The organism is Aeromicrobium ginsengisoli (assembly GCF_004134905.2).
In the GTDB taxonomy this organism is placed as follows: domain Bacteria; phylum Actinomycetota; class Actinomycetes; order Propionibacteriales; family Nocardioidaceae; genus Aeromicrobium; species Aeromicrobium ginsengisoli.
Genome location: NZ_SDPQ02000003.1, coordinates 786877 through 801934 on the forward strand (window position 1 = coordinate 786877; position 15058 = coordinate 801934).

The window sequence follows — 15058 nt, forward strand, 5'->3', positions numbered from 1 at the left end:
CCTCAGTGCGTCCGCGTGTTGCGCCGGACGTACCCAGCCCCTCTGGCAGCAAACACCGACCCCCCGCCGCTATATATTTCGGTCGGAGGGTGCTTCTCTTGAAGCGCCCAGTAAGGAGTTCCCGCGTGGACAGCTCGACCTTCTTCTCGCAGATGGCGCTCGACCTGCACGACGAGCCCACCGCGGAGCGCACGGTCGAGCTGATCGCCGAGTACGCGCGGGTCGCCACCAGCTGCGACGACTCCGGCATCATGCTGGTCCACGCCCGCAACCAGATCGAGACCGCGGCGGCCACGTCCCAGCGCGTCGGGGAGTCACACAACCTGCAGATCGTGCATGACGAGGGCCCGTGCCTCGACGCGATCGAGGGCGAGGCGATCTATCAGTCGGGTGACGTCGGCAACGATCCGCGCTGGCTCAAGTGGGGCCCGGCCGTCGCCGAGCTCGGCATCCGCAGCGTGTTGAGCGTCCGGCTGGAGACGCGGACGCGTCGTTACGGCTCGCTCAACCTCTACGCCGACCACGTCAACGCGTTCGACGATGACGATGTCGCAGTCGCCACGATCTTCGTACGCCATGCAGCCGTCGCGCTGGCCAACGCGCACAACGAGGAAGGCCTGCAGGTCGCGATCGACGCTCGCAAGCTGATCGGCCAGGCGCAGGGCATCCTCATGGAGCGCTTCGACCTCGACCCCGACCGGGCGTTCGACTTCCTGCGCCGGCAGTCGCAGGCGCACAACGTCAAGCTGCGCTACGTCGCCGAGTGGGTCGTCGACCACCGCAACTCACCGGACGCGACGTTCCAGACGCCGCAGCTCTCGCCGGAGCAGACTCCGGCCCGCTAGCCGGCCTTCTTCTTGGCCGCCGGCTTCTTCTTGGCGGCGCTCTTCTTCGCCGGTTTCTTGGACGCGTTCTTGCGGTCGACGCTGCGCTTGAGCGCCTCCATCAGGTCGACGACGTCGGCGCTCTCGTCCTCCGGCTGCTCACCGAACGTGGCCTCGGTGTCGAGCGAGGCGCCCTGCTCGATCTTGGCCTCGATCAACGTACGGAGCTGCTCCTGGTAATCATCGGTGAACGCCGAGGGGTCGAAGTCCTCCGACAGGGAGTCGACGAGCTGCGCCGCCATGTCCCGCTCCTTCTGGCTGATGCGCGGCGTCGAGTCGAGGACGTCGAACTCGGGCTTGCGGACCTCGTCGTCCCACAGCATCGTCTGGAGCACCAGCACGTTGTCGCGTACGCGCAGGGCCGCGAGCCGGGTCTTCTGGCGCAGGGCGAACTGGACGATCGCCGTGCGGTCGGAGTCCTCGAGCGCGCGGCGCAGCAGGGTGTAGGGCTTGAGGGCCCGCTCCTCGGGCTCCAGGAAGTAGGCCTTGTCGAGCATCAGCACGTCGACCTGGTCGGCGGGCACGAACTCGACGACCTCGATCTCGTGGCTGCGCTCGGCCGGCAGTGCGGAGAAGTCCTCATCGGTGAGCACGACGGTCTTCTCGCCGTCGTCATAGGCCTTGTCGATGTCCTCGTAGGCGACGACCTTGTTGCACACCTCGCACTTGCGTTGATAGCGGATCCGCCCGCCGTCCTTGTTGTGGACCTGGTGGAGCTGGACGTCGTGGCTCTGGGTCGCGCTGTAGACCTTGACGGGCACATTGACCAGACCGAAGCTGATGGCGCCCTTCCAGATGGATCGCATGCCTAAGTGAATCGTGCTTGATCCCCGGACGCCAGTCGTTCACGTTTAACGCGTCGAGGGAGTGGGCACGTCCTCCGCATGAGTCAAGACGACGAATCGCGGACCTTCCCACCCCAACAGCAGGAGCCGCCGGGACTGACGAGCGAGATGCAACCGGTGCCGGATCACGGCGAGGACTCGTACCGGGGAAGCGGCCGTCTCGAGGGTCGCAAGGCGCTGATCACGGGCGGCGACTCCGGCATCGGCCGCGCCGTCGCCATCGCGTACGCGCGTGAGGGCGCCGACGTGGCGTTCACCTATCTGCCCGAGGAGAAGGCCGACGCCGACGAGATGTCCGCGCTGCTCGAGCAGGCCGGCCGCCAGCACGTCGCGATCGAGGCCGACCTGCGTGACCGTGGGACGTGCGACCGGGTCGTCGCCGACACGGTGCAGCAGCTCGGCGGGCTTGACGTGCTGGTCAACAACGCCGGGTTCCAGATGGCTCGCGAGGAGGGCATCGAGGAGATCACGGACGAGCGGATGGACCGGGTCTTCACGACGAACCTCTACGCGTTGTTCTGGCTGACCCGTGCCGCAGTGGCGCATCTCAAGCCGGGATCGGCGATCATCAACAACTCGTCGATCCAGGCCTACGACCCGTCGAGCACGCTGCTCGACTATGCCGCGACGAAGGCGGCGATCAACAACGCGACGGTCAACCTCGCGGCCCAGCTGGGGCCCAAGGGCATACGGGTCAATGCCGTGGCGCCGGGTCCGATCTGGACACCGCTGCAGCCGGCGACCCAGCCGGTCGAGAAGGTCGAGCAGTTCGGCAAGGACACTCCGCTGGGGCGTGCCGGGCAGCCGGCGGAGGTCGCACCGTCGTTCGTGTTCCTCGCGTCCGAGCGCGATGCGAGCTATGTGTCCGGCACGGTGCTGGGCGTCACGGGCGGCAAGGCCGTCTTCTGATCGATCGAACGAAAGGAGCAGTCATGCCGGCCAAGAAGAATGCGAGTCTGAAGAACCCTGACATGTATGAGGACCTCCGTGAGGACGGCGCGTCCAAGGAGAAGGCGGCGCGCATCTCGAACGCGGCGGCTCAGAAGGGCAGGTCGAAGTCGTCGGTCGGCCGCAAGGGCGGTGAGTCCGGGTCGTACGAGGACTGGAAGGTCGACGACCTCAGGAAGCGGGCCAAGGAGCTCGGGCTGACGAACTACTCGGGGAAGAACAAGTCGGAGCTGGTCAAGGCCCTCCGCAACCACTGACGTGGCCACGTCCTCGCAGCAGGGCAAGGTCGACCGCAACTGGCAGGAGCTCCTGCAGGAGCTGCGGGTCGCGCAGACCGGGGTGCAGATCCTGACGGGATTCCTGCTGACGCTGCCGTTCACGCCGCGCTTCGAGGACCTCGAGGAGTCACGGCACGCGGTCTATGCCGCTGTGCTGTGCTGCGCCGTCGCGGCGACGTTCCTGCTGATGACGCCGGTCGCTCTGCACCGAGCCCTGTTCCACCGGCACGCCCGGCCCTGGCTGGTCGAGGCGGCGCATCATTCGTCCCGTTGGGGCCTCGGCACCCTCGCGCTCGCGAACGTCGGCGCAGTGTGGCTGATCCTCGACGTCGTGGCGACGACCTGGGTCGCCTGGCTCGTGGCGACGCTCGTCGTGCTGTTCGTCCTCGTGGCGTGGGTCCTGGTTCCGGCCCGCGAGGTCAAGATCGACTGACGTGGTTTGCCGTGCGGTGCCGCGGGGTATCCGGCGACGGTGACCCTTGATGTCGAGCCGGTGCGCACCGAGCTGATCGAGTTCGGATCGCTGTCGATCCAGTACGACCAACGGGTGCTGCGCCCTCGAAGGTGGACCACAGCCCAGTCCGCGTGGGCCTCCGCGCTGCTGCGCACCGCCCCGGCCGGCCCCGTGCTCGAGCTGTGCGCCGGCGTCGGGCACATCGGCCTGCTGACGATGGTCGGCCAGGACCGCCCGCTCGTCCTGGTCGACTCCTCGGAGGTCGCCTGCGACCACGCGGCGGCGAACGTCGAGCGGGCGAACCTGCCGGGACCGGTCGACATCCGGTGCGGGCTCATGGACGGGTTGATCGCCGACGAGGAGCGGTTCGCGCTGATCATCGCCGACCCGCCCTGGGTCCCGAGCGCGGACACCGGGGAGCACGTCGACGACCCGGTCCATGCGATCGACGGCGGTGCGGACGGCCTCGACCTCGCGCGTACGTGTCTCGAGCTGATCGGCCGGCACCTCGGGGACGGCGGATCAGCGCTCCTGCAGCTCGGCGGGCTCGACCAGGTCGCGGCGGTCAGCGACCACCTCACGGACCACCCGGAGCTCGACCTGCGACTGGTGGAGCATCGTGCGTACGACGACCGTGGAGTGCTGGTGCTCCTCGTCAGGTGAGCCGCTGTCAGGTGGCGTCGTCGGGCGGTTCGGTCATCGACCGGTGTACCTTGGCCGCCATCGCGTCGGGCAGCACGCCGACGGCAGCGGACTGCATCTTGTTGCGCCAGCCGGTCACGACGTGGTCGTCTCCCGACATCATGGCCGCGAAGCCGGCCTTGGCGACGTCCGCGGGATCGTCCTTGGACCCTTCGGCGACCTTGGTGCCGTGCATCCCGGCGCGGTCGAAGAACTCGGTGTCGGTCGGACCTGGCATCAACGACGTGACGGTGACCCCGGTGTCGTTGAGCTCCTCGCGGAGGCCGAGCGCGAAGGACTGGATGAACGACTTCGACGCGGCGTACGTCGTGTAGAACGGCCCGGGCATCTGCGAGGCGACGGACGAGGTGAACAGGAGCCGACCGGTGCCGCGGTCGACCATGCCCTTGGCGATCGACCGGCCGAGGTGCACCGCCGACACGATGTTGAGCGCGATGAGTCGCAGGTGCTCCTCGAGGTCGGTGTCGATGAGTCGCCCGTGCACGCCGATCCCGGCGTTGATCGCCGCCGCGGCGAGCGGCCGGCCCTGCTGCGCGACGAGGTCGATGACCATCTCGTTGCCGGCCCGCGTCGCGAGGTCCGCGCGCACCGGCTGGGCCTCGGCCTGGTCGCTGAGCTCTGCCGCGATGTCGAGGACGCCCTCGTCCTCGGCGACCACGATCAGGTCGAATCCGTTGCGCACCATCTCGCGTGCGAGCTCCGCGCCGATCCCGCTGGACGCTCCGGTCACCAACCCGAGTGGCCTGCCGCCCCGCCCTTCGTCTTCACGCTCCATGTCCGTTTCTCCCTCTGTCTTGAGCCTCGGATGACTGCTACCCGGTGGGCCGTCGGCCATGCGTCGGTGCCCCGGTGGACGCATGGCCGACCGCCTTCTGGGTAGGTTCACGGGTGGTGCAGCAGGTCGCCACCCCGGACTCATGAGGGAAGAAGGGACCCGATGCCGACCGCGCGCCGACCAGTACGCACGGAGCGACCTGCCCGCTCCCGGCGGCGGCGCGACCGGATCAAGGTGGCCTCGGTGCCCGCCGCGCACCCGTACGTCCGGCACCTGTCGCCGGTCCGCGAGGACCCCGGCGCCCCACGGGTCCTGCGGCTCACGGACCCCGATCCGCGCAACCCCAGCCGGGTCACGCTCTCGAAGTGGTGGCCGCCGGTCATGCTCGAGCCGTCGTGGGTGCGTCGGCACCAGGCTGACTTCGACGTGTTCCACCTGCACTTCGGCTTCGACGGCCATGCGCCCGCCCAGCTCGCCGATCTCGTCGACATCCTGCGACATGCGGGCAGACCGCTGGTCCACACGGTGCACGACCTGCGCAGTCCTCGCCAGGTCGAGCGCGAGCAGCACGACGCTCGCCTCGACGTGCTGATCCCGGCGGCCGACGCGTTGATCACGCTCACGCCGGGAGCTGCCCACGAGATCAAGGAGCGCTGGGGTCGTCGGGCCGTGGTCCTGCCGCACCCGCACGTCGTCAGCCTGGCGACGATGGAGCGGATCCACCGTCGCCGGGAGACGCCGGACCATCGCCATCGCCCGTTCACGGTCGGCCTCCGGGTCTCGAAGCCGCGGCCGGGGGACGACCCGTTCACGCTGTTGCCCGCACTGATCCGCGCCGTGCGGTCTCTCCCGGGCGCGATCCTTCAGGTCGATGCCCATCCCGACGTCCTTGGACCGTCAGGCGGGCGGTTCGACGTCGACCTCGCCCGGCACATGCAGCGCGCGGACCATCGCGTACGCGTGAGGGTGCGGGAGTTCTTCAGCGATGCTCAGCTCTGGGACTATCTCGCCGGCCTCGACGCGTCGGTGTTGCCCTACCGGTTCGGCACGCACTCGTCATGGCTCGAGGCGTGCCGGGACGTCGGGACCGCGGTCGTGGCGCCGAGCTGTGGCTACTTCGCCGACCAGGCGCCGGTGTTCCGCTTCGGCATGGACGACCATGGTCTCGACGAGGACTCGCTGGTCAACGCCGTCCGTCGGGCGTACGAGCAGTGGCCCGTGGAGCCGGTGCCGGTCGAGGAGCGGGTAGAGCAGCGCCAGCAGCTGGCCGCGGCGCACGCCCGCATCTACCTCGACGTGCTGGCCGGTGAGTCGGCCCGCGACCGACTGGAGCCCTAGCGGACGTACCAGCGCCGCTTGCGCTTCTGCGGCACCGGCTTGTGCACCTCGACAAAGCCCGGGTCGTACGGCTCGAGGCCGGCCTCGACCTTGGGGCGCAGCTGTCGCACCGCCTCGACGGGGTCGTCGTAGGGGATGCCGCTGAGCTGGTTGGGCGAGAACCGCCACCACGCCAGCTCCTGCAGCTCGTCGCGCAGGTCGTCTGCGACGCGGGGGCGGATGACCTTGGCCGGGATGCCGCCGGCGATCGAGTAGGCCGGGATGTCCTTGGTCACGACCGCGTTGGCGGCGATGATCGCGCCGTCGCCGATCGTGACACCACGCAGCACCACGACGTTGGCGCCGATCCACACGTCGTTGCCGATCACCGCCAGGTCGCCCGCGACGCTGCGGAACGACTGTCGCCCGCCGGCCTCGGGGTCGATGACCTCGTTGGCGTCGGCCGAAGGATGCCAGCCCCAGGTCGACGTGCGGTACTGGAACGCCGAGACGCTGAGCCACGTCGTCGGGTGGCCCGTCGCGCCGAGCAGGCTGCCCGGGCCGATCTCGCAGTAGCGGCCGATCGTCGCGGCCTGCGCCTCGACCTCGCGGCCGAGCTCGGTGAACGCGCCGATGTGGGTCTTGGACCGGATGACGAACGGGCCGAGGAAGCGTACGGGTGGCTCGACGAACAGCCGTGATGAGCCGATGTGCTGCACATGCCCTGCGCCGCGGGTGTGCTCGTCCACGTGTCCTCCTCCGGTCCGGGTCAGGGTATCGACTGCCTGACAGGGCCGCGGCACCCGCACAATGGACCCATGGAATCCCCGCAGCACGTCGTCGTCGTGGGCGCGGGCATGGTCGGGCTCTCCGCGGCGTGGTTCCTGCAGGCCGAGGGCGTACGTGTGACGGTCGTCGACCGGGCCGGCGTGGCGGCGGGTTCGTCGTGGGGCAACGCCGGCTGGCTCGCTCCGGCCCTGACACTTCCGCTGCCGGACCCGGCGATCCTGGCCGGCGGCATCAAGGCGACGCTCAAGCCGTCGTCGCCGGTCTATGTGCCGCTCAGCACGAACCCGCGACTCCTGAAGTTCCTCGTCGACTTCGCCCGCCACTGCACGGCGCCGAGGTGGCGCGCCGCGATGACGGTGTTCGCCGAGGCCAACCGACAGGCGTTCGACGCGTTCGACGAGATCGCCGCGGCCGGGCTCGCCGAGCCGACCAAGGCCGCCGAGCCGTTCCTCGCCGCGTTCGCCTCCGAGGACGACCGGCAGACGCTGCTCGACGAGTTCGAGCACGTCCGGGAGCTGGGTGTCGAGACGCCGGCAGAGCTGCTCGACCGCGAGGCCATGCACGCGCTGGTGCCGGCCCTCGGCGACGCCGTGACGTGTGGCGTACGCCTGAGGGATCAGCGATTCATCAACCCGGGCCGCTACGTCAACGCGCTGGCCGACGCGGTGCGGGAGCGGGGCGCCGAGATCCGGACCGACGTCGACGTCCGTGACGTCCGCGAGACAGCGTCGGGCGTACGCCTCGAGGTCGCCGGTGGTGAGTCGCTGACGGCCGATGCGGTCGTCATCGCGACGGGTACCTGGCTCGGCTCGCTGGCGCGCGACGTCGGGGTCAGGACGATCGTGCAGGCCGGCCGCGGCTACAGCTTCACGGTGCAGCCCGAGCACATGCCCGTCGCGCCGATGTACTTCCCGGCACAGCGGGTCGCCTGCACGCCGCTCGGCGACGGCCTGCGCGTCGCCGGGATGATGGAGTTCCGCAAGCCCGGTGCGCCCCTCGATCCGCGCCGCGTCAAGGCGATCATCGACGCGGCCACGCCGATGCTGACCGGCGTCGACTGGGCCGCCCGCACCGACGAGTGGGTCGGCTCGCGACCGTGCACCGCCGACGGGCTGCCGCTCATCGGGCGTACGAAGTCGTCGCGCGTGTTCGTGTCCGGCGGGCACGGCATGTGGGGCATCGCGCTGGGTCCGCTCAGCGGCAAGCTGCTCGCCGCCCAGGTGATTCGGGGCGAAACGTCGAGCCTGCTGTCGAGCTTCGACCCCCTGCGCTGACAGGATGTAGCCATGACTGACGCCACGCAGCGGTTTGCCCTGCGACAGAAGATCACCCTGATGGTCAACCGCTACGAGCTGCGCCCGATCGGCCCCGACGGCACCGAGGGCGCGCTGGTCGCGTTCGCCGAGCAGAAGCGCATGGCGTTCAAGGAGCAGGTCACGTTCTTCACCGACGAGACCAAGACGCAGCCGGTCTTCGGCTTCAAGGCCCGTCAGCGCCTCGACCTCGGTGCGACGTACGACGTGACGGATGCCCAGGGCAACCCGATCGGCGAGTTCCGCAAGGACTTCAAGAAGTCGCTGCTGCGCTCGACGTGGCACCTCTCGACGCCCGACGGCCTCACCTCGATGGGCCAGGAGCGCAACGCGGCGATCGCGATCATCCGCCGGTTCGTCGACATCCCGTTCCTGCTGTTCCACTTCGACTTCACGGCGTCCGACGGCCGGGTCATCCTGTCGTCGGAGCGCCAGCGCTCGTTGCGCGACCGCTACGAGCTGACCGTCCCGGTGCTCGACAACGGCTGGCAGCTCGACTGGCGGGTCGCTGCAGCGATGGGCGTCGCGCTCGACGCGTTGCAGGCCCGCTGACGTCGTACGGCGCTATCGTCGGGGCGTGACCCGACTCTGGCATGGCGCGATTGCCGCCTTGGCTGCCTTCGCCCTTGTCGGACAGACGATCCTGACGATCGACCGTGACCGCCCGCTGATCAACCTGTTCAGCTACTTCACGATCGAGTCCAACATCCTCGTGCTCGTCGCCGCGGCGTCGGTCGCGGCCCGGCCCGACCGCGGCGGGACGGCATTCGGGATCCTGCGGCTCGGCAGCCTCGTGGCGATCACGATCACCGGCATCGTCTATGCCACGGTCCTCGCCGGCAACGGCGCCTTCACGGGCATCGAGTGGTGGTACGACAAGATCTTCCACTACGTCGTCCCGGCGCTCTCCGTGCTCGGATTCCTGCTGTTCCGACCCCGCACGCGCCTCGACCGCAGTGCGCTGTGGTTCCTGATCTGGCCGCTCGCCTGGCTCGCCTACACGCTGATCAGGGCCGGGGTGTCGGACCCGTCCTATGCCGTCACGAGTGATCGGCGGGCTCCGGTCCCGTACGACTTCCTGGACGTCGACCGGCACGGCGGCTTGGCCGTGGCCGTCGCGTGCGTCGTCGTGCTGCTCCTGGCGCTCGGCCTCGCGTGGGGCTATCTCAAGCTGAGCCGACGAGAGGTCGAGGCATGATCGACAGGGACCGACTGGCCGCGCTGCTGGAGCGGGAACGCGCGACGTACGCAGGCCTGCATCCGATCTCGGCGCGGCACTATGCCGAGGCCACGCACCTGTTCGGCCGGGTGCCGATGACGTGGATGAACAAGAACGCGGCCGGGTTCCCCTTGTACGTCGATCGCGCCCGGGGCAACCGGGTCTGGGACGTCGACGGGCACGAGTACGTCGACTTCGCCCTCGGCGACACCGGAGCGATGGCCGGCCACTCGCCGCAGCCGACGCTCGATGCCGTGGCGCACCGCATGTCTGTCCTCGGCGGGCTCACGACGATGCTGCCCACGCCCGACGCCGAGTGGGTCGGCGCCGAGCTGACCCGGCGCTTCGGGCTCTCACGGTGGAGCTTCGCGCTGACCGCCACGGACGCCAACCGGTGGGCCATCCGGCTCGTCCGCGCCCTGACGGGCCGGCCCAAGATCCTGGTCAACGCCTACTGCTATCACGGGAGCGTCGACGAGTCGCTGATCGTGGTCGGTCCCGACGGCGAGGGCATGATGCGACCGGGCAACGTCGGCGCGCCCGTTGACGTGACCGAGACGAGCCGGGTCGCGGAGTTCAACGACCTCGACGGGCTCGAGCGCCAGCTCGCCCATGGCGATGTCGCGGCGGTGCTGATGGAGCCCGCCCTGACCAACATCGGCATCGTGCTGCCCGAGGACGGCTACCTCGCCGGCGTCCGTGAGATCACCCGTCGCCACGGGACGCTGCTGATCATCGACGAGACGCACACGTTCTCGGCCGGACCCGGTGGAGCGACGGCGTTGTGGGGCCTCGAGCCCGACGTCCTCGTGATCGGCAAGGCGATCGGCGGCGGCGTGCCCTGCGGTGCGTACGGACTGTCGGAGGAGCTCGCCGCCTCGGCTGAAGGGCGTACGGACCTCGACCTCGTCGACATGGGCGGCGTCGGCGGCACGCTGGCCGGCAACCCCGTGTCAGTGGCGGCGATGCGCGCGACGCTCGAGCACGTGCTGACCGACGACGCGTTCGCGCACATGGTGGCCACGGCGTCGGCGTTCACGGCCGGCGTCGAGGCCGCGATCGACCGGCACGGCCTGCCGTGGTCGGTCAGCCAGCTCGGCGCCCGCACCGAGTACCGCTTCGCCTCACCCGCACCGCGCAACGGCACCGAGTCGGCCGCGGCCGCCGACGAGGACCTCGAGGACTACCTGCACGTCTTCCTCGTCAACCGCGGCATCCTGCTGACGCCGTTCCACAACATGGCGTTGATGGCGCCGACGACGACGCTCGACGACGTGGAGCGCCACCACGAGGTGTTCGAGGAAGCGCTCACCGACCTGCTCGGCTAGCCGGGTACGTCAGTCGGCGATGAAGAACATCCGCTTGTTGACGAACTCGTCCATGCCGAGCGGGCCGAGCTCGCGGCCGAAGCCGGAGCGCTTGACGCCGCCGAACGGGATCTCCGCGCCCTCGCCCGCCGTCGTGTTGACGTTCGCCATGCCGACCTCGAGCCGCTGGGCGATCTTCTCCGCACGAGCCGGGTCCTTCGAGAACACCGCACCACCCAGCCCGTACGTCGTGTCGTTGGCCAGCGCGAGCGCCTCCTCGTCGCTGCCGACCTTGTAGACCACCGCGACCGGCCCGAACAGCTCCTCGGAGTACGCCCGCATGTCCTTGGTGATGCCGCTCAGCACGGCGGGCGTGTAGTGCGCGTCGGGCCCGTCGCTCAGGACGCCGCCGGCGTGCAGAGTCGCGCCCTTGCTGACGGCGTCGTCGACCTGCTCGGCGAGCGCCTCGGCCGCGCGACGGGACGACAGCGGCGAGAACGAGTCGATCGCCAGGGCCTTCTCGGTCAGCTTGCCGACGAAGTCGTCGAAGAGGTCGTCCATGACGATCATGCGCTTGTTGGAGTTGCAGGCCTGGCCGGTGTTGTACATCCGGAAGTCCCACGCATTGTCGACGACCTCGCCGAGGTCGTCGCTGTCGAGCACGATCATCGGGTCGGACCCGCCGAGCTCGAGGACGCACTTCTTGAGGTTCTTGCCGGCGATGGCGGCGACGATCGCGCCGGCGCGCTCGGACCCGGTCAGCGAGACGCCTTGGATGCGGGGGTCGCTGATGATCGTCTCGATCTGCTCGTGCGATGCGAACACGTTGACGTACGCGCCCTCGGGCACGCCGGCGTCCTTCATGATCTGCTCGACGGCCAGCGCCGACTTCGGCACCGACTCGGCGTGCTTGAGGATGATCGTGTTGCCCAGCATCAGGTTGGGTGCCGCGAACCGGGCGATCTGGTAGTACGGGAAGTTCCACGGCATGATGCCGAGCAGTGGGCCGACCGGCAGCTTCTGCACGACGGCCTTGCCGCCGGAGAACGTCTTGATCGGCTGGTCCGCAGCCAGCGTCGGGCCCTCGGTGGCGAAGTAGTCGAAGATCGACTGGCAGAACTCGGCCTCCTCGACGCCCTCGCTCAGTGGCTTGCCCATCTCCTCGTTCGCGATCGCCGCGAGCCCGTCCGCACGCTCGGCGAACAGGGCGGCGACCTTCTTGACGATCTCGCCGCGCTCGGTGATCGGCACGTCCTTCCACGACGCGTACGCCTGGGTGGCTCCCGCGATCGCCGCTTCGATGTCGGCGTCGGTCGCGGTGTCGAACGTCTCGACGACGTCACCCGTCGCCGGGTTGACGACCTGGTAGGCGGGTCCGGATGTCGTGGTCATGTGCTTCTCCTCGGGTGGTGGCCCTCAGGGCCAGTCGATGCTGAGGTACTGCGTCTCGGTGAACTCGTCGAGTCCGGCGCGGGCGCCCTCACGTCCGAGGCCGCTCTGCTTCATCCCGCCGAATGGTGCCGATGGATCCGAGACTAGCCCGCGGTTGATGCCGATCATGCCGGCGTCGATCGCCTCGCCGATCCGCATCGCGCGCTGGAGCTCGCCCGCGAACACGTAGGCGGCGAGGCCGAACTCGGACGCGTTGACGAGCCGCAGCATCTCGGCCTCGTCGGTCCACGTCACGATCGGCGCGACCGGGCCGAAGATCTCGGTGGTGACGAGGTCGGCATCGGCCGGTACGTCGACGAGCACGGTCGGCGGGAAGTAGTAGCCCTTGCTGTCGGGTATGTCGGCACGGTGGCTGATGCGGGCACCGGCGGCGACCGCCGAGTCGACCAGGGCGGCAACGCCGTCGACGGCCTTGGCGGAGATCAAGGGTCCGATCTGCGAGCCCTCGGTCGCGGGCCCGACGGTGAGCTTCTCGACCTCGGCGCCGAGCTTGGCGGTGAACGCATCGGCGACGTCGGCGTGCACGTAGAACCGGTTGGCTGCGGTGCAGGCCTGCCCGCCGCCGCGGAACTTCGCGATCATCGCGCCCGCGACGGCGGCGTCGAGGTCGGCGTCCTCGGTCACGACGAGCGGGGCATTGCCGCCGAGCTCCATCGACGAGTTCACGACCCGGTCGGCGGCCTGCTTGAGCAGCACACGGCCGATCCCGGTCGAGCCGGTGAACGAGATCTTGCGGACGCGCGCGTCCGCCATCCAGGTCGACACGACTGCGGAGGCGTCCGTGGTCGGCACGAGGTTGACGACGCCGTCGGGCACGCCAGCCTCGACGAGCAGGTGGGTCACGGCGAGCGCGGTCAGGGGCGTCTCGGAGGCCGGCTTGAGCACGACGGTGCAGCCCGCGGCGAGCGCCGGGGCGATCTTGCGGGTCGCCATCGCGGCCGGGAAGTTCCACGGCGTCACGAGGGCGGCGATGCCCACGGGCTTGTGCGTCACGACCGTGCGGGTGCCGCCAGCGGGCGACACGCCGTAGTCGCCGCCGGTGCGTACGCCCTCCTCGGCGAACCAGCGGAAGAACTCGGCGGCGTACGTGACCTCGCCGCGTGCGTCGGACAGCGACTTGCCGTTCTCGGCGCTGATCAGTGCGGTGAGCTCCTCGATGTCGCGGATCATCAGCTCGTACGTGCGACGGAGGATCTCCGAGCGCTGCCTCGGCGGCATGGCGCTCCAGCCGGGCAGCGCAGCGGCCGCGGCGTCGACCGCGGCGGTCGCGTCGGCCGGTCCGCCGTCGGCGACCTGGCCGATGACCGTGCGGTCGGCCGGGTTCTCGACGTCGAACTCACCTGCGGATCCGGGCAGCCACTCGCCGCCGATGAACAGCCCGTTCATGCGTTCTCCTTGAAGGCGGCCGCGACGACGTCGAGGCCCTCGTTGAGCAGCTCGTCGCTGATCGCCAGCGGCGGCAGGAAGCGAAGCACATTGCCGTACGTGCCGCAGGTCAGCACGATGACGCCGGCGAGATGCGCGGCGGCGGCGATCGCACTGGTCAGCAGCGGGTCGGGCTCGTCGGTGCCGCTCTTGACGATCTCGACGGCGATCATCGCGCCGCGACCGCGTACGTCGCCGAGGCGGTCGTCGTCGGCCTGCAGGCGGTGCAGCCGGTCGAGCATGAGGCGCTCGATCTGGCGGGCGCGCTCGACGAGCCCGTCGGCCTCGATCGTCTCGATCGTGGCGAGCGCCGCGGCGCAGGCGATGGGGTTGCCGCCGTACGTGCCGCCGAGCCCCGACACATGCGCGGCGTCCATCATCTCGGCCCGGCCGGTCACTGCCGAGAGCGGCAGCCCGCCGGCGATGCCCTTGGCGGTGACGATCAGGTCGGGCACGACGCCGTCATGCTCGCAGGCGAACATCTCGCCCGTACGCGCGAAGCCGCTCTGCACCTCGTCGGCGATGAACACGACATTGTTGGCGGTGCACCACTCGGCGATCCCGGCCAGGAAGCCCTCGGCGGGGACGATGAACCCGCCCTCTCCCTGGATCGGCTCGATCACGACCGCGGCGAGGTTGGCGGCGCCGACCTGCTTCTCGATGTAGGTGATCGCGCGACGCGCGGCTGCGGCGCCGTCGACGTTCTTCTCGTCGCGGTACGGGTAGGACAGCGGCGCCCGGTAGACCTCAGGGGAGAACGGCCCGAATCCGCTCTTGTAGGGCATCGACTTGGCGGTCATCGCCATCGTCAGGTTCGTGCGCCCGTGATACGCGTGGTCGAATGCCACGACGGCCTGCTTCTTGGTGTGCGCGCGGGCGATCTTGACGGCGTTCTCCACCGCCTCGGCGCCGGAGTTGAACAGGGCGGAGCGCTTGTCGTGGTCGCCCGGGGTCAGCCGGTTGAGCGCCTCGGCGACGGCCACATAGCCCTCGTACGGCGTGATCATGAAGCACGTGTGCGTGAACGCCTCGACCTGCTCGCGGACCGCATCCACGACGCGCGGCGCGCTGTTGCCGACCGTCGTGACCGCGATGCCGGAGCCGAGATCGATGAACGAGTTGCCGTCGACGTCCTTGACGATGCCGCCGCCGGCCTCGATCGCGAACACCGGCATCGTCGTGCCGACGCCTTGGGCGACGGCGGACTTCTTGCGGGTCATCAGCTCCTGCGAGCGGGGCCCGGGGATCGCGGTGACGAGGTTGCGGCGTTGCTCGAGAGAGGCAGACATGCCCCGATTCTCGTCGCCACGATGCTATGCCGTCCAATACTCAGTTTTCATCGAGACTATG

At 69.5% G+C, this 15058-nt stretch carries 16 protein-coding genes; 10 read left to right on the plus strand and 6 right to left on the minus strand.

Annotated features, from left to right (window positions below):
- Window positions 1-125 precede the first annotated feature (125 nt).
- A complete protein-coding gene (locus tag ESP70_RS17015) occupies window positions 126-845 on the plus strand; it encodes a GAF and ANTAR domain-containing protein (protein ID WP_149690483.1) in 720 nt (239 codons plus the stop codon).
- Here the strand turns inward: ESP70_RS17015 and ku are convergent.
- The gene (ku, locus tag ESP70_RS17020; protein WP_149690484.1) at window positions 842-1690 is read right to left on the minus strand and encodes a non-homologous end joining protein Ku; all 849 of its coding nucleotides are present in this window, start codon (window positions 1688-1690) and stop codon (window positions 842-844) included. The two genes, ESP70_RS17015 and ku, sit on opposite strands and share 4 nt — an antisense overlap.
- A 78-nt stretch (window positions 1691-1768) precedes the next feature.
- Between ku and ESP70_RS17025 the strand changes: the two genes are divergently transcribed.
- Genes ESP70_RS17025 through ESP70_RS17040 form a run of 4 tightly spaced genes read left to right on the plus strand, consistent with a single transcriptional unit; the run spans window position 1769 to window position 4072 of the window.
- On the plus strand, window positions 1769-2638 hold the full coding sequence (locus ESP70_RS17025; protein WP_149690485.1) for an SDR family oxidoreductase: 870 nt from the start codon (window positions 1769-1771) through the stop codon (window positions 2636-2638).
- 23 nt (window positions 2639-2661) lie between these two features.
- Complete coding sequence (locus tag ESP70_RS17030; RefSeq protein ID WP_149690486.1) at window positions 2662-2934, plus strand: DUF7218 family protein; 273 nt, start codon at window positions 2662-2664, stop codon at window positions 2932-2934.
- 1 nt (window position 2935) lies between these two features.
- On the plus strand, window positions 2936-3388 hold the full coding sequence (locus ESP70_RS17035; protein ID WP_149690487.1) for a DUF6328 family protein: 453 nt from the start codon (window positions 2936-2938) through the stop codon (window positions 3386-3388).
- Window positions 3389-3427: 39 nt separating this feature from the next.
- Complete coding sequence (locus ESP70_RS17040; protein ID WP_149690488.1) at window positions 3428-4072, plus strand: methyltransferase; 645 nt, start codon at window positions 3428-3430, stop codon at window positions 4070-4072.
- A gap of 7 nt (window positions 4073-4079) precedes the next feature.
- Here the strand turns inward: ESP70_RS17040 and ESP70_RS17045 are convergent, their stop codons facing one another.
- Complete coding sequence (locus tag ESP70_RS17045; RefSeq protein ID WP_149690489.1) at window positions 4080-4886, minus strand: SDR family NAD(P)-dependent oxidoreductase; 807 nt, start codon at window positions 4884-4886, stop codon at window positions 4080-4082.
- Between the two features lie 243 nt (window positions 4887-5129).
- On the opposite strand from ESP70_RS17045, the gene ESP70_RS17050 reads away from it, so the two are divergent.
- On the plus strand, window positions 5130-6224 hold the full coding sequence (locus ESP70_RS17050; protein WP_223148761.1) for a glycosyltransferase family protein: 1095 nt from the start codon (window positions 5130-5132) through the stop codon (window positions 6222-6224).
- Here the strand turns inward: ESP70_RS17050 and ESP70_RS17055 are convergent.
- Window positions 6221-6952 carry a CatB-related O-acetyltransferase gene (locus ESP70_RS17055; protein WP_188110677.1) on the minus strand — a complete coding sequence of 244 codons (732 nt, stop codon included), beginning with the start codon at window positions 6950-6952 and terminating at the stop codon, window positions 6221-6223. The two genes, ESP70_RS17050 and ESP70_RS17055, sit on opposite strands and share 4 nt — an antisense overlap.
- Window positions 6953-7021: 69 nt before the next feature.
- Between ESP70_RS17055 and ESP70_RS17060 the strand changes: the two genes are divergently transcribed.
- Genes ESP70_RS17060 through ESP70_RS17075 form a run of 4 tightly spaced genes read left to right on the plus strand, consistent with a single transcriptional unit; the run spans window position 7022 to window position 10852 of the window.
- Entirely contained in the window at window positions 7022-8266 is a 1245-nt protein-coding gene (locus ESP70_RS17060) for an NAD(P)/FAD-dependent oxidoreductase (protein WP_149690492.1), read from the plus strand.
- A gap of 12 nt (window positions 8267-8278) precedes the next feature.
- Complete coding sequence (locus ESP70_RS17065) at window positions 8279-8857, plus strand: LURP-one-related family protein (RefSeq protein ID WP_149690493.1); 579 nt, start codon at window positions 8279-8281, stop codon at window positions 8855-8857.
- Window positions 8858-8882: 25 nt separating this feature from the next.
- Window positions 8883-9503, plus strand: a complete 621-nt coding sequence (locus tag ESP70_RS17070) for a Pr6Pr family membrane protein (RefSeq protein WP_149690494.1) — start codon at window positions 8883-8885, stop codon at window positions 9501-9503.
- Entirely contained in the window at window positions 9500-10852 is a 1353-nt protein-coding gene (locus ESP70_RS17075) for a transaminase (protein ID WP_149690495.1), read from the plus strand. The genes ESP70_RS17070 and ESP70_RS17075 overlap by 4 nt, the downstream gene beginning before the upstream one ends.
- A 9-nt stretch (window positions 10853-10861) precedes the next feature.
- On the opposite strand, the gene ESP70_RS17080 is transcribed toward ESP70_RS17075, so the two are convergent.
- The 3 genes from ESP70_RS17080 to gabT are packed head-to-tail and all read right to left on the minus strand — an operon-like array spanning window position 10862 to window position 14997.
- Window positions 10862-12223 carry an NAD-dependent succinate-semialdehyde dehydrogenase gene (locus ESP70_RS17080; protein ID WP_149690496.1) on the minus strand — a complete coding sequence of 454 codons (1362 nt, stop codon included), beginning with the start codon at window positions 12221-12223 and terminating at the stop codon, window positions 10862-10864.
- Between the two features lie 24 nt (window positions 12224-12247).
- Entirely contained in the window at window positions 12248-13669 is a 1422-nt protein-coding gene (locus ESP70_RS17085; protein WP_149690497.1) for an NAD-dependent succinate-semialdehyde dehydrogenase, read from the minus strand.
- Entirely contained in the window at window positions 13666-14997 is a 1332-nt protein-coding gene (gene gabT / locus ESP70_RS17090; RefSeq protein ID WP_149690498.1) for a 4-aminobutyrate--2-oxoglutarate transaminase, read from the minus strand. The genes ESP70_RS17085 and gabT overlap by 4 nt, the downstream gene beginning before the upstream one ends.
- Window positions 14998-15058: the final 61 nt, after the last annotated feature.